This window comes from Enterobacter sp. EC_50 (genome assembly GCF_019584525.1).
GTDB lineage: Bacteria > Pseudomonadota > Gammaproteobacteria > Enterobacterales > Enterobacteriaceae > Enterobacter > Enterobacter roggenkampii.
In genome coordinates, this window is sequence record NZ_VDAF01000036.1 from 1 (window position 1) to 13,813 (window position 13,813).

At 49.8% G+C, this 13,813-nt stretch carries 15 protein-coding genes and 3 pseudogenes; 6 read left to right on the forward strand and 12 right to left on the reverse strand.

What is annotated here, in order from left to right:
* Positions 1 to 103 (forward strand): hypothetical protein (locus FHC48_RS23575; RefSeq protein ID WP_001414958.1); only part of this gene is annotated, 103 nt, incomplete at its 5' end.
* Positions 104 to 112: 9 nt separating this feature from the next.
* Here FHC48_RS23575 and FHC48_RS21355 read toward each other — a convergent pair.
* Positions 113 to 361 (reverse strand): annotated as a pseudogene (locus FHC48_RS21355) (transposase); the annotation flags it as partial.
* 63 nt (positions 362 to 424) lie between these two features.
* Between FHC48_RS21355 and FHC48_RS21360 the strand changes: the two are divergent.
* Positions 425 to 700 (forward strand): annotated as a pseudogene (locus FHC48_RS21360) (transposase); the annotation flags it as partial.
* Here the strand turns inward: FHC48_RS21360 and FHC48_RS21365 are convergent.
* Positions 679 to 1,110: a traK protein gene (locus FHC48_RS21365; protein ID WP_220420589.1), complete on the reverse strand. Its 432-nt coding sequence runs from the start codon at positions 1,108 to 1,110 to the stop codon at positions 679 to 681. The pseudogene FHC48_RS21360 and the gene FHC48_RS21365 overlap by 22 nt on opposite strands.
* 522 nt (positions 1,111 to 1,632) lie before the next feature.
* Between FHC48_RS21365 and stbA the strand changes: the two genes are divergently transcribed.
* Together stbA and FHC48_RS21375 are read left to right on the forward strand one after the other, a co-directional pair.
* A complete protein-coding gene (gene stbA / locus FHC48_RS21370; RefSeq protein ID WP_001515191.1) occupies positions 1,633 to 2,019 on the forward strand; it encodes a plasmid stabilization protein StbA in 387 nt (128 codons plus the stop codon).
* Positions 2,020 to 2,027: 8 nt separating this feature from the next.
* On the forward strand, positions 2,028 to 2,219 hold the full coding sequence (locus FHC48_RS21375) for a hypothetical protein (RefSeq protein ID WP_001515192.1): 192 nt from the start codon (positions 2,028 to 2,030) through the stop codon (positions 2,217 to 2,219).
* Between the two features lie 61 nt (positions 2,220 to 2,280).
* On the opposite strand, the gene FHC48_RS21380 is transcribed toward FHC48_RS21375, so the two are convergent.
* The gene (locus tag FHC48_RS21380) at positions 2,281 to 5,268 is read right to left on the reverse strand and encodes a Tn3 family transposase (RefSeq protein WP_064167125.1); all 2,988 of its coding nucleotides are present in this window, start codon (positions 5,266 to 5,268) and stop codon (positions 2,281 to 2,283) included.
* 167 nt (positions 5,269 to 5,435) lie between these two features.
* Here FHC48_RS21380 and FHC48_RS21385 point away from each other — a divergent pair, with 167 nt between their 5' ends.
* Positions 5,436 to 6,071: a recombinase family protein gene (locus FHC48_RS21385; protein ID WP_000470624.1), complete on the forward strand. Its 636-nt coding sequence runs from the start codon at positions 5,436 to 5,438 to the stop codon at positions 6,069 to 6,071.
* Between the two features lie 27 nt (positions 6,072 to 6,098).
* Here FHC48_RS21385 and fghA read toward each other — a convergent pair whose 3' ends face one another.
* The 5 genes and pseudogenes from fghA to FHC48_RS21410 form a co-directional block, all read right to left on the reverse strand.
* Positions 6,099 to 6,935 carry an S-formylglutathione hydrolase gene (gene fghA, locus FHC48_RS21390; RefSeq protein ID WP_009652884.1) on the reverse strand — a complete coding sequence of 279 codons (837 nt, stop codon included), beginning with the start codon at positions 6,933 to 6,935 and terminating at the stop codon, positions 6,099 to 6,101.
* Positions 6,936 to 7,000: 65 nt separating this feature from the next.
* A complete protein-coding gene (locus FHC48_RS21395) occupies positions 7,001 to 7,399 on the reverse strand; it encodes a VOC family protein (protein ID WP_000235177.1) in 399 nt (132 codons plus the stop codon).
* A 41-nt stretch (positions 7,400 to 7,440) separates the two neighbouring features.
* Positions 7,441 to 8,550, reverse strand: a complete 1,110-nt coding sequence (gene frmA / locus FHC48_RS21400; RefSeq protein ID WP_000842086.1) for an S-(hydroxymethyl)glutathione dehydrogenase — start codon at positions 8,548 to 8,550, stop codon at positions 7,441 to 7,443.
* 30 nt (positions 8,551 to 8,580) lie between these two features.
* Positions 8,581 to 8,856 (reverse strand): formaldehyde-responsive transcriptional repressor FrmR, encoded by a 276-nt coding sequence (gene frmR, locus FHC48_RS21405; protein WP_001141270.1) that lies wholly within the window; start codon positions 8,854 to 8,856, stop codon positions 8,581 to 8,583.
* Positions 8,857 to 9,121: 265 nt separating this feature from the next.
* Positions 9,122 to 9,729 (reverse strand): annotated as a pseudogene (locus FHC48_RS21410) (IS1 family transposase).
* 563 nt (positions 9,730 to 10,292) lie between these two features.
* Here FHC48_RS21410 and FHC48_RS21415 point away from each other — a divergent pair.
* Positions 10,293 to 11,270 carry a tyrosine-type recombinase/integrase gene (locus FHC48_RS21415; protein WP_013087234.1) on the forward strand — a complete coding sequence of 326 codons (978 nt, stop codon included), beginning with the start codon at positions 10,293 to 10,295 and terminating at the stop codon, positions 11,268 to 11,270.
* 212 nt (positions 11,271 to 11,482) lie between these two features.
* Here FHC48_RS21415 and FHC48_RS21420 read toward each other — a convergent pair whose 3' ends face one another.
* From FHC48_RS21420 to merR, 4 genes are all read right to left on the reverse strand, one after another.
* Positions 11,483 to 11,899, reverse strand: coding sequence for a type II toxin-antitoxin system YafO family toxin (locus FHC48_RS21420; protein ID WP_023338064.1), 417 nt, complete (start codon positions 11,897 to 11,899; stop codon positions 11,483 to 11,485).
* The gene (locus FHC48_RS21425) at positions 11,890 to 12,417 is read right to left on the reverse strand and encodes a hypothetical protein (protein WP_225986326.1); all 528 of its coding nucleotides are present in this window, start codon (positions 12,415 to 12,417) and stop codon (positions 11,890 to 11,892) included. The genes FHC48_RS21420 and FHC48_RS21425 overlap by 10 nt, the downstream gene beginning before the upstream one ends.
* A gap of 124 nt (positions 12,418 to 12,541) precedes the next feature.
* The gene (locus FHC48_RS21430) at positions 12,542 to 13,270 is read right to left on the reverse strand and encodes a DsbA family protein (RefSeq protein WP_220420590.1); all 729 of its coding nucleotides are present in this window, start codon (positions 13,268 to 13,270) and stop codon (positions 12,542 to 12,544) included.
* A 37-nt stretch (positions 13,271 to 13,307) separates the two neighbouring features.
* The gene (gene merR / locus FHC48_RS21435) at positions 13,308 to 13,763 is read right to left on the reverse strand and encodes an Hg(II)-responsive transcriptional regulator (RefSeq protein WP_001166628.1); all 456 of its coding nucleotides are present in this window, start codon (positions 13,761 to 13,763) and stop codon (positions 13,308 to 13,310) included.
* Between the last annotated feature and the right edge of the window lie 50 nt (positions 13,764 to 13,813).

Here is a 13,813-nt window from a genome sequence, read left to right on the forward strand (position 1 = left end):
ACTAGATCTGGTTGCTGCTCAGCTAAACAACAGACCGAGAAAGACACTGAAGTTCAAAACACCGAAAGAGATAATTGAAAGGGGTGTTGCATTGACAGATTGAATCTACAGCGGCTTTTTTTAATATGTCCCGTTCGTCGGTAACCCGCTTCAGCTCTTTCTGGAGACGGCGGATCTCGGCCTGAGCATCTGACTGTTCTTTATTAGCGGAAGAATCCGGACCGTACTTCTTTATCCAGGCGTAAAGGCTGTGGGTGGTGATATCGAGACGTGTTGCAACGCTGGCAACAGAATAACCGCGATCAACAACCTGTTTGACTGCTTCAGTTTTAAACTCTTCGGGATAACGCTTACCGCTCATGGGCACCTCTCTTTAAGCCATCTTAAATGACTCTGAGGTGTCTGTTAAACCCGTGGCGATTCACTCAGTGCTAAAGAATTGTTAAATGCTTCACGCTCGCACTGGTTAGTCGAGTCGATGCATTGGATGTTGGATACTGCATTTGGTGAAGATGCTTGCCGTAAACGAGCGGAAGAACGAGCAGAGAATTTCGCAAGGATCAGACAGATGTGTTTAAACATGCTAAAAAGTGAAACGACACTAAAAGCGAGTATTAAACACAAAAGAGCGATGTGCGCGATGGATCCGGAGTACCTTTTGAAGGTTCTGGGAAGCCTTTATTTACGGGAATGTTCATGATTTTTCCGTGGTTCCCAGACTTTATAGCCGTTACGTTCAACCTCTGCTTTTGCCGCTTTGGTTTTACCCGGTTCTGCTATCGAACGTAGGAGGATCAGCGTTTCAATAGCGAGTGATTCATGCAACATCATCTGTCCTGCCGGTGGGAATGTTACGCCAGATAGCGTTTCGGTTATTGCCTTCAGCTCATCGCGCAGTGAGCCAAAATCCGCATCTGAAGCACGGTCAAAAAGGTAATCCAGTTTGCGATTTACGTCGCTCAGCTGGTTGGTAACTATTTTCAACCCGGACTCCAGATCACCTGGGCCAGCTTCAAGGCAGCGCCGCAGATACTCTGACCGATTACCACCTGAAACCAGGTCTATATAGGCCAAAAGTTCATCTGATACTTTTGCGGTTATTGTTGGCATTCAGTCCTCACTTTGTGCATTTTTTAAACGAAAAAAGGGTGTCTAATACGGTGAAATCATAGTATTACCAAAGTAATAAATAAAAAATGTTTTAAATCAGTAAGTTATATTAGATTTGTAATACCTGGGTAATACCGCAGCATGGCTAAATTTTGTTTTTTTCCTTTTAAATCAGTGTGATAGCGTGATTTATCACGCTGCGTTAGGTGTATAGCAGGTTAAGGGATAAAAAATCATCTTTTTTTGGTAGGGCGATCTCCGTAGGTTAAGGGGCATTTGGCTAAAAAGCGTCCTATTCTTTGATGGTCATGCTTGCATGACCATCTGAGCAACCAAAACTACAAAAAACGTTTTGCCTTAGTGTTGGCAGACTACAAATAGACTACAAGAAGACTACAAAGAAACTACAAAAACCGTGACAGACTACAAAGAGACTACAAGAAAACTACAGATAAACTACAAAACTCGATTGACCCCTTCTTACGAGTGTTGTAGAGTCATTTTCATACAACGGAGGGGGTTATGAATAAACCAGCAGATCTGAAACCCCGCAACTTATCGGCTGCTGTCAGATTGCGCCTAAATGAAATCGAGAACTGGCTGGACAGAGGGCTAACGCGGCATGAAATTGCTGAAATCCTCGACAGCGAATACAGCTTTTCGGTAACAGCCAAAGGGCTTGAGATGGCACTGTATAGAACGCGGCAAAACCGAAAAAATGTATTGTACAATACACATGATAAGAGTAGCGCGAAGGGTGCAGCGGAAAGTGTATTGCACAATACACAACCGTCTGAGCCTGAAGCGCAGGAAAGTGAAAAAGCAGAGAGTCCCGGCATTATTGATAAAGAATTCTTCAATAAAATCGGTGAGGATTTCAACCCTAAGAAGTTCAACAAAAAATTCTGAGGTGATTTATGAAAGTAGCGGTAATTAATTACAGTGGCAGTGTTGGTAAAACCTTAATTTCATCTTACCTGTTAGCCCCGCGCCTGACTGGTGCAAAGTTCTATGCGGTAGAGACTATCAACCAGTCTGCTTCCGATCTGGGTATTGAAAATGTGACCAGTTTTAAAGGTGACGACTTCTCACGTTTGATTGAGGGGTAATGACTCCAACTTACTGATAGTGTTTTATGGGCTCCGTTTGGGAAACGGCAAATATTGTACGTTAAGGTTGTTTTTTGTACTGGCTGATATCAACCGGCCGCAAAGGTCGATACTTCCCTTCTGCCAGTTTTTTATTGTTTCTCCAGATATAATCTCCCGTCAGATTAATGTGCTCCCAGCCCAACGGAGACAAGTGTGACAGCAATTGCTCATTGAGATGTAGCCCCTTCCTCTTCAGCAGGTTAACGGCGTTCTCTATATATACGGTATTCCACAATGTGATCGCGGCGGTGATCAGCGTCAGTCCACTGGCCCGGTAACTCTGGTTTTCCAGACCTCGATCCCTTATTTCGCCCAGACGATGCATGAAAACGGCTCTGGCAAGGGCATTCCGGGCTTCCCCTTTGTTCAGACCTGCCTGAACTCTGCGACGCAGTGAAGGATCGCGAAACCAGTCCAGCATAAACAGTGTTCGCTCAATGCGGCCGATTTCCCTCAGTGCCTTGGCAAGCCCATTCTGTTTCGGATAACTGGCCAGCTTTTTCAGCATCAGAGAAGCGGTCACAGTTCCCTGCTTTATTGAGGTCGCCAGCCTCAGAATTTCATTCCAGTGGGTTTCTATCTCTTTGATATTCAGTTGAGTTGTGGAAATAATTGACTGTAGAGCCGGATATTTATCAGCCTTCCCCTGAATAAACAACCGCTTGTCATGAAGATCCCGGATCCTGGGTGCAAAAGCGAACCCCAGCAGATGCATCAGCGCAAAAACATGCTCCGTGAAACCTGCCGTATCGGTGTAATGTTCCGTGATTTCAAGATCACTTTCGTGATACAGCAGGCCATCAAGTACGTGGGTGGAATCACGAACACGGCTGATCACTTTGGTGTAAAACGGACTGTATTGGTCAGAAATGTGCGTATAAAACTGCACCCCCGGCTCCTGACCGTACTTCAGGTTGACCTGACCGGCATAGCGGCCATGGCTGCCAACCCGAAAATTCTGACCGTCAGAAGATGAGGTTGAACCGTCTCCCCATAATGCCGCCAGCGGACGTGACTTCTGGGCATTAACCAGTTCAGCCAGTGCAGCAGAGTACGTTTCATCGCGGATATACCATGCCTGCATGTTTTCCAGCGAAGCCCGCGTGGTTCCCGGACAGGACTCTGCCATTTTGGTCAGCCCCAGATTGATGCCGTCCGCCAGGATGGTGGTAAGCAGCAAACGGTTATCCTGCGGGCGGGTAAGCGGGTTCTTCAGATGGGTAAAATGTCGCGAGAAGGCTGTCCATCTCTCAACTTCATCCAGTATTTCTGTAATTTTTGGGTGTGGCAACATGTTGTAAATCAGGTCGGCCAGTGGTGATATTGTGGAAGGAACGCTGTTATCCAGCGGGGTGATCTTTAGACCTTTATCTGAAATATCCACATCGGGAAGATCCCCGGTAACGGCCATTGCGTTAACTTCCTCCAGGCGGGAGGCCAGCAGCGTCAGCCTTGCCTTAAGGTAAGCTTCGCAATCTGTTTCGACAGGTATATTTAACTGATTATTATTTAATAACTTTTCGAAATTATCTCCTGGCATAAGATAGTCATCGAAGTTTTTGTAGCGCCGGGAACCCCGGATCCAGATATCACCGGCCCGCAGCGCCCCCTTCAGCTCGTTCATTGCGCAAATTTCATAGTATTGCCGGTCAATACCTGAGGGGGTGATCACCATCTTTTTCCAGCTCTCAGGGATGAAATCCAGTGACGCTGATGAGGGAACCTTTCTTAGCTGCTTACGATACATTTCACGGATAGTATCGAGGGCATAATTAAGAGATAAGGCGGCCGGAGTGGCCCTCAGTTGCAGGGCCGATAACAACCGGGACGAATATTTGCGCAGCGTGCTGAATTTTTCGGTAATAAGATGAAGCGGTTCGAAATTATCCTTACGTGCAAGGAGCCGGGTTTCCTCCAAGCTGGCGGCAAAATCTTCCCACGGTAATATCTGTTCAACAGCAGACAGAGGATCTTCGCCTGCGTTGCGTGCATCCAAGATAGCCTGTCCAACGGAAACATACTGCCGTAATTTCTGCTGTATCAGCTTGCCCGTTTTCTGAAGGCGTTCGGCCTGCTGACGTTTTGCCCGGCTGAACATACTGCCCAGTATGCGTTCATGCAGTTCTATAATTTCATCAATGATTGTGGCTCTGGCCTCAGTCAGTACACAGACCATCGTTGCGTATCGACGAGCAGGGGAAAAATCAGCTAAATCCCGGCTGCTCATTTTGCGGCCTTCCCGCGCCAGTTTCAGCAGCCGGTTCTGATGAACTGTTTTATCCACGCCTTCCGGTAGCGCCAGTGCTTCAATGGCGTTAAGGCGGTCGATATGTTGCAGGACATTCTTTCCATTGATCTTTCCCGGAGGCTGAAGCAACCACGTCAAACGGGAGATTTGTTTTTCAGTTGTCACCAGTAGCGCATCAAGCGCTGATTTATGCGTGATACTAAGATGCGCATTCAACGTGGTGTAAACCGCTTTATCACCCAGTGTCATTGCTTCAGCACAGGTACGTTCCACAACATCAATACCAGGAATAATAATTCGCTGTTGATGCAGACGCTTCAGTAATTCCTCGGCGATAAGTATGCCCCGATCGGTCCTGGTAGACAGAGGGAGCAGATGCTGGATGCATTCTTTCTGAAGTGCCCCATTAAAGGCTTTCAGTTCCAGATACCGATACAGTTCCCCCAGGTGCTCGCGCCGGGTGGTATCACGGCCGGAAATATATTCCTGCCAGAGTTCTGCTGAAAGTTTAAGGCGGTTGCCGATGACTCTGAGCAATTCTGCCGGTGGAGACGATTTTTTATCCGGAGCAAACCCGATATTTTTCAGATAGCAAAGAAGGACGGCGAAACCAAACCGGCTGGCCGGTTTACGATGAGCATTAATAAATGCCAGATCCTGCTCACTGAAATAGGCCATTCGGGTCAGCGTTAACTCATCGTCCGGTAATGCCAGTAATGATTCTCTTTCCGACAGAGAAAGAATCTGCCTCCTTGCCATATAGTTTTCCTCGTAAATTATTCAGTACGGTATTTTTAACAAAACCAGATATCGCATAAGGGTACACCCTGACGCCATATTCAAAACGTGACGGCACACGATGAATGACATAACCTATATGCGATAGATTAAATGCAATAACTTAAATGCGATAACGTGGTGGAAAAATGTTCATCAGAGCTTATTTAAGGGCATCGACGGAAGATCAGTTCGCCGATCGGGCAAAAGAGATGCTGGAGCAGTTTGTTCAGGAGCGGGGACATAAAATAGCCAGTTACTACCGGGAGAACATCAGCGGTACAAAACTTGACCGCCCGGAACTGGGGCGCTTACTGATGGACAGTCACCGCAATGATATTTTACTGGTCGAGCAGATAGACCGTCTGACCCGTCTGAGCAACAGCGACTGGATGACGCTGAAAAAGCAAATCGAGCAACACGAGCTGCGGATTGTCAGCCTCGATGTACCCACCTCATGGCAGGCGCTGTCAGATAAAGATCCTTCGCAGGCTGACCCAATCACCCGCGCCGTGATAACCGCCATCAATAATATGCTTATCGACCTGATGGCCTCGATGTCGCATAAGGACTGGCTGAGCCGCCGCCATCGGCAGAAGCAGGGAATTGAACGGGCACATACGCTGGGAAAATACCGGGGCAAACAGGCCGATCAGGAACGACATAAGAAAGTTCTGTATTACCGACAGGTCAAGAAACTGAGCATAAGAGAAACTGCTGAAGCCACCGGTTACAGCACATCTCAGGTCTGCAGGATTCAGGCCCTGTTCAGGCCTGAAAATTAAGCACATTTTCTGAGGCTGGAAATCAACTCATGCTGACAGCCTGAGCCTGTTGGCATGGTAAGCAATGTGCTCACCAATAAAGCTGGAAATGAAATAATAGCTGTGGTCGTAACCAGTATGATATCGGAATGATGTGTTGATGTTCATCTCGTTGCACACTCTTTCAAGACTTTTAGTGCGTAACTGATCTTCATAAAAGGCGTCACTTAATCCCTGGTCAATAAAAATTTCTGGTAATTTCGCACCCTGTAAAATGAGACTGACGGGATCGTAGTGCTCCCACGTTTTTTTATTTTCACCCAGGTACGCGGTGAATGCCTGTTGTCCCCATGGCACCTGAGAAGGTGACACTATTGGTGAAAATGCCGATACACTCACATATTCATCAGGATTTCGCAGCGACAGAACCAGCGCTCCCAGCCCCCCCATGGAGTGACCGGATATTGATTTCCTTGATGTTACAGGTAAATGCTCCATGACAACATCCGGAAGCTCATGGAGAATATAGTCATACATCCTGTAATGCGTGTTCCACGGATGTTCCGTCGCGTTCAGATAAAATCCGGCACCCTGGCCCAGATCGTAGCTGTCAGCATCTGCGACATGCTCTCCACGGGGACTGGTATCAGGAACAACGACGATGATGTTGTTCCTGGCGGCATAATGCTGCATACCCGATTTGGTGATGAAATTCTGCTCCGTACAGGTCAGACCCGAGAGCCAGTACAGGACCGGCAGTTTTTCTGTTGCTGCTTTGGGGGGAAGATAAACACCGAAATTCATCCCACAATTAAGTGTTTGTGAATTATGGCGGTATACGTTTTGCCAGCCGCCAGCGCTGGCATGCTGCTCGATGAGTTCCATCAGCCTCTGTCTCATGGTTATTTCCCCTGACAGGGAGTCAGGGGAAGTCTCTTTATAGCCGGACGTCAGATGAACGTATAAGCCGTGATTTTGTTACCCGCAGGGTCTCGCAGGTAGGCTGCATAGGCTCCAGGGAGATGGCTGCGCGGGCCAGGCTGACCTTCATCTTTCCCTCCGGCGGCAAGGCCCGCGGCGTGGAAAGCATCAACTTCTTCCGGACTTGCAGCTGCAAAGCCGACAGTAACGCCGTTGGCCGATGGCGCTTCACCGTTGCCCGGATGTGCAATAATAAAGGCTGGCTTTTCGCGACCATAAAGTACCCAGCCATTGCCAAACGGGCCGAGGTTATTGATGCCAAGCGTACCGAGGACAGCATCGTAAAAATCAGCGGATTTTTCAACATCGGATGCACCGATGAAGACGTGGGAAAAAACGTCATTACCAGAAATTACAGGTGTTGCCATGATCCATTTCCTTCAGTTGGTTTGACTCAGTTAAGACGCTATCAGTAACGGATTACCGTACGGATTGATTTACCTTCATGCATAAGATCGAAGGCCTCATTGATTTCATCCAGCGTCATCGTGTGGGTAACAAATGGCTCCAGTTCAATTTCACCCTTCATGGCATCTTCTACCATGGCCGGAAGTTGCGTACGGCCTTTCACTCCGCCGAAAGCAGAACCTTTCCATACGCGCCCGGTAACGAGCTGGAATGGACGGGTGGATATCTCCTGCCCGGCGCCGGCCACGCCGATGACAATGGACTGGCCCCAGCCACGGTGAGCACTTTCCAGCGCCGCACGCATAACGTTGACGTTACCGATACATTCAAAAGTGTGGTCAATGCCCCATTTGTTGATTTCAAGCAGCACATCTTTAATCGGTTTGTCATGGTCGTTCGGGTTGATGCAGTCGGTTGCACCGAACTGACGGGCAAGTTCGAATTTGGCCGGGTTGGTGTCGATAGCGATAATGCGTCCTGCTTTTGCCTGGCGAGCCCCCTGAACGGCAGCCAGACCGATTGCGCCAAGACCAAAAATAGCGACAGAATCTCCAGGCTGTACTTTCGCTGTGTTGTGAACAGCGCCAATCCCGGTAGTCACGCCACAGCCCAGCAGGCAGACGTGTTCATGGTTTGCCTCCGGGTTAATTTTTGCCAGAGAAACCTCGGCCACTACCGTATACTCACTGAAGGTGGAGCATCCCATGTAGTGGTAAAGAGGCTGGCCATTGTAAGAAAAGCGGGTGGTTCCGTCAGGCATCAGTCCTTTTCCCTGAGTTTCGCGAACCGATACACAGAGGTTCGTTTTCCCGGACTGACAGAATTCACACTCCCCGCATTCGGCGGTGTAAAGCGGAATCACATGGTCTCCCGGCTTCACGCTGGTCACGCCTTCACCGACCTCCACGACGACACCGGCCCCTTCGTGGCCGAGAACCACCGGGAAAACGCCCTCAGGATCGTTCCCGGAGAGGGTAAAGGCATCGGTGTGGCAGACACCGGTGTGGGTATTTTTAATCAGCACCTCGCCTTTTTTAGGTGGTGCAACATCAATTTCAACAATCTCCAGGGGCTTCCCTGGTGCAAATGCAACGGCAGCACGTGATTTCATATGTAAATTATCCTCAATGTGATGGCTTAGCTATTTAAGATAGGCGCGAACCAGTTCAATCGTATCGTCAACGGATTTACTGATTTCATGGCTGTAGCTGTCATTCTGGTCAAAGGTTTCCCGTATGTGGCTCTCGAGCACCTCTGCCATAAGACCGTTAGCTGCTCCGCGAACGGCAGCTATCTGCTGAAGAATGGAACGGCATTCAGCACCATTTTCCAGCGCTCTTTCCAGAGCATCAATCTGACCCCGAATGCGGCGAACACGGGTAAGGACCTTTTTTTTCTCTTCAGGAGTACTGGGCATTATTTACCTCACCATTTTTGATTTTATATACTATAGTGGAGTATATAATTATCGTCAATGCATACTCCACTATAGTATAACTAAGAATAAACATAACTACCTTTATTTACGATATAAATCATATATTTATATTATTTTTGGCTGTGATACTGTCGGAAGGAAAGTTACTACAAAAATGATATCTACCGATACGGGATTTGGGGCATAGGCGGTTCTGTTAAATTTCGCCAGATATTGGCTCATCATTGATGGTCAAAAAATGAGCCTAACGTACAATAATTTTCGATATCCAAACTGACCCCTTTATGTTCAGATAATGTCCAATGACTTTGTCATGCAGTTCTCCCTTCAGGCGTGATTCATAAAGCGGCCAGTCATCCGTCATCCATACCACGACCTCAAAGGCCGACAGCAGGCCCGGAAGACGCTCCAGCGTGGCCAACGTGCGTTCACCGAATACGTGCGCCACAACCGTCCTCCGTATCCTGTCATACGCGTAAAACAACCAGCGCTGGCGTGATTTAGCGCCGACGTAACCCCACTGTTCGTCCATTTCCGCGCAAACAATGACGTCACTGCCCGGTTGTATGCGTGAGTTTACCGACTGCGGCCTGAGTTTTTTAAGTGACGTAAAATCGTGTTGAGGCCAACGCCCATAATGCGTGCACTGGCGCGACATCCGACGCCATTCATGGCCATATCAATAATTTTCTGGTGTGTACCGGGCTGAGAGGCGGTGTAAGTGAACTGTAGCTGCCATGTTTTACGGCAGTGAGAGCAGAGATAGCGCTGATGTCCGGCAGTACTTTTACCGTTACGCACCACGCCTTCAGTAGCTGAGCAGGAGGGACAACTGATGGAGATGGAAGCCACGGGAGCACCTCAAAACCACCATCATACACTAAATCAGCAAGTTGGTAGCATTACCTGGAATGCCTAGACTGTAAACTGCAATCGATACATGCTCTAAAACCATCGATAATGAATAAGCACATTAACCACCTGTTATGCAATTTGCATTGAGCATATGCCAGACATGCGAGGAGGGTTGCCAAGAGTCGCCTATTTATATGCGCCCTATTTTCTCACCAATTTCTTGAATAAATGACATAACGTTTTTTTGAATCGAAGTTCGATAAACTCGATTAACTATTTATTATTTAATATGTGCCAACATAAAAATCAGAATGGTAAAAGCTAATCAATCCCACAATAAGTTTAATGATGCTTATTGTAGAATCATCCTCTTCCATTTTTGCATTGCTTTTAGATAAAGCTATTGGCTTATCAAAAGCATGTTGTAATCGTACAGCTAAGAACAAGTGCTTCAAGTCTACTTATTAAAATGTACCTTTGAAAAAGTAGACTTTCTGCGGTACGCTCTGACAGTAAGTTTGCCCCCGATTTTTTACGCAGCGCGCCGGACGGAGCCCGACATGATCCTGATTCCCGATGACGAACCGGAGCTGAGTCTGCCCGCAGCCAGTGAGGAATTCCTGCCGGCGCTGTCAGGTGAGAATGCCCCGGTCAGCCCGGCCCGGGCCTACCTGCTTTCACTCAATTCCCACCGCAGCCGGCAGACCATGGCCTCGTTCCTGAACATCGTCGCCGTTATGCTCGGAGCTGCCTCCCTGGAGTCCTGCAGCTGGGGCAGCCTGCGGCGCCATCACGTGATGGCCGTGACCGAACTGCTGCGCGACACCGGCCGGGCCACCGCCACCGTCAACACCTATCTTTCGGCACTCAAGGGCGTGGCGAAGGAAGCCTGGATGCTCAGGCTGATGGACGTGGAGAGCTTCCAGCACATCCGGGCGGTCCGTAACCTGCGCGGCAGCCGTCTTCCGCGCGGCCGGGCCCTGCCGCCGGAGGAGATCCGGGCGCTGTTCGGTGCTTGCGAGGCCGATGACTCCAGCATTGGGGTGCGCGATGCGGCGATGCTGGGTGTCATTCTCGGCTGCGGCCTGCGACGCTCGGAGGCCGTGGGGCTCGATTTGTGTGACATTGTCACAGATGAGCGGGCGCTCAGGGTACTGGGTAAGGGGAACAAGGAAAGGCTGGCCTATATGCCGGCGGGCACCTGGCAGCGGCTCAGAAAGTGGATCGATGACGTGCGGGGAGAAAAAGACGGGCCGCTGTTCACCCGTATCCGCCGCTTTGACACCCTGACGAACGACCGGCTTACCGACCAGACGGTGTACCATGTCCTGCAGGTGCGCCAGCGCCTGGCTGGGATTGCAAAATGCGCACCGCACGATTTAAGGCGAACCTTTGCGACCTCCATGCTGGATAACGGCGAGGACTTAATCACTGTAAAGGATGCCATGGGGCATGCCAGCGTCACCACCACCCAGCAGTACGATCGCCGCGGCGAAGCGCGCCTGCGCACGGCTCGTGACCGTCTGGATCTGATATGAACTTAATAACATACCAAGATGATAAGTTAACAAGATAGTGTGCAAAGATGCTCGCAGGCTGCGCGATTTTCTCGAATGGTTCAACAGTGGAACTTCCGTTAAAGTAGGTCTGCCGGTTATCCTGCTTCCCCTTCTGAACCGGGGTGGTTTGGATATGCGGGATGGCCGGTCCTTTTCGTTCTTTCGCCGGGTACCATATGTGATTTTGAGGGTTATGAAGCGTGAAAATCTTCTGCAACTTCAGAAAAGTAGCTGAGTAACCGGGTATCTCTCGCTGGCATACGTTCATGAGCCGGTGTTATCAGCCCCATCAGCAGAAAGCGGCCGCTATCCCACATGTGTTCTGTGTAAATGAGATAATGATCTGAGGTACGGTTGTAATTCTCTTGTCTGGCACTCCAGGTGAGCTGGAAATGCAGATTAACGTGAATATGCTGGACGTTAGCATCGACAGCGAATGGCGGGAAATCAAAGGGGGCGTCCCTTCCAAGGAGATTCGACGGTGCGCCAGTTGATTTATACGTGATGAACTCTGCCTGTAGCTGACTCTCCAGCTCAGGGTAAACGGCAAACGTGGGCTGGAAAAACGAATCCCACGTGACATGACTGTACTCAGCCGTTAACGCCATTTGGCCGCAGCCCTGTCGCCTGAATCCAGCAGGTGATTCATGGCCGAGAGGTTGATTCCAGAGTCACGCACTTCTGTCGTTCGCGTGATTTGATCAATCAGACTAAGGTAGTTTTTGGTCGCAAGACTGACCATCTTAATGGCCTTAAAGAACGCAAACTCAACAGAATTCCTGTCATACGACTGAATGATGTTTTTTTCCGGCAACATCAGAACAAAGGACTCTGCGATACCTGCGACATGGATAGTATGATTTCTGATGTCGCTGGCGACTTTGATAGCGCCGGAGAAATCGCTGTCTGCATACCGGGCCAGCTCAATGCGACTTGAGCGTAATTCTTCAGCTACGTCATTGAGAGCAACAGTGAGCTCGCTGATATCGGTTTTGTTGACTCTGGAGCCCATTTCGTAAACCCGTTCAACAATCGTAGGCTGACACGCAACCGCTTTGGGTTGCGGCTGGAAACTGGCAAGAACCAGTGCCACTGCGGCCTGCAAGTGCTGGATTTTAAATTTCACGACGACGGACTCCATAATCATCATCTCTCGACGAGGCGCTGCATTTTACTACTGAACTTAACTATATGCTAAAAAAAGTTGGTTGCATATGTGGCTGGCACAGCAAACAGGAAATTGAAATCCTCTATCTGGCCGTGGCTTTCAGGATTGCTGCCTGGAGTCTTTCAGCGGTTACGGCTTCCGGGAAAACCGTGATGGTATCAGGAGTCGCTCCGCTAACGGGCATGACGATGATCCCCGGCGTTCCGGTGAGTCCCAGCGCCTCAGCCAGGTTACTGTTTTTCTCCAGGGATGCGGTATGGTCGCCAGGAGCTGGGGTGGTCAGTCCCGCCTTTGACGCTGCTCCGTGAATATCCTCCGCCGTCAGTTTGCCTTCATTATGACCGGTGGCGTAGATGGCATTGTGATAGGTGACATAGGCCTGCGGCCCTTTCTTTTGCCAGACCGTCAGCCCCTGCTGTGCTGCCTGAAATGAAGCTTCCCAGCGACCACCAAAAATTGGCCACTCCTTAAAGTGGTAGCGGACGTCCGGCTGCGCTTTCATAACCTTCTCCAGCTCCGGCGCAAAGCGGCTGCAGAACACGCACTGGTAATCAAAGAATTCAATCACCGCGACTTTTGCATTTTCAGGCCCGTAAGCCGGTGTGTCCGGATCATGCAGAAGGTTCGCCTGATTCTCCATCACGCTGAGTGCAAACATTTTCTGCTTACGTACCTCCTGCTGTTCCTGCAGCTTTTGACTGACCGTCACGAGAATCTCCGGGTGGGAGATCAGATAGTCGGCAGCGATTTCTCCGATACGAGCCTCCTGCTCCGGACTGAATACCGCCTGAGGGGCCGAAGCGTGTGCCATTGAAGGGGTCGTCTCAGAATTCGGAAAATAAAGCACGCTAAGGCGTAGTCACCCCGTGACTCCCCCGCGCCGATGCAGCGAGCTTCGTTCCGTCTTGCAGTGACGCAATCAGCGGGCAGGAAACGTTCCCTTTCCGCGCATGGCAGGCGCACACCAGTTCAGACAGCACGGCCTCCATGCGTGCCAAGTCGGCCATCTTCTCGCGCACATCCTTGAGCTTGTGCTCGGCCAGGCCGCTGGCTTCCTCGCAATGGGTGCCATCCTCCAGCCGCAGTAGCTCGGCGATTTCGTCCAGGCTAAAGCCCAGCCGCTGGGCCGATTTCACGAACCGCACTCGTGTTACATCCGCCTCGCCATAGCGGCGAATGCTGCCATAGGGCTTGTCTGGCTCCGGCAGCAGGCCCTTGCGCTGGTAGAACCGGATGGTCTCCACATTGACCCCGGCCGCCTTGGCAAAAACGCCAATGGTCAGATTCTCAAAATTAATTTGCATATCGCTTGACTCCGTACATAACTACGGAAGTAAGCTTAAGCTATCCAAAC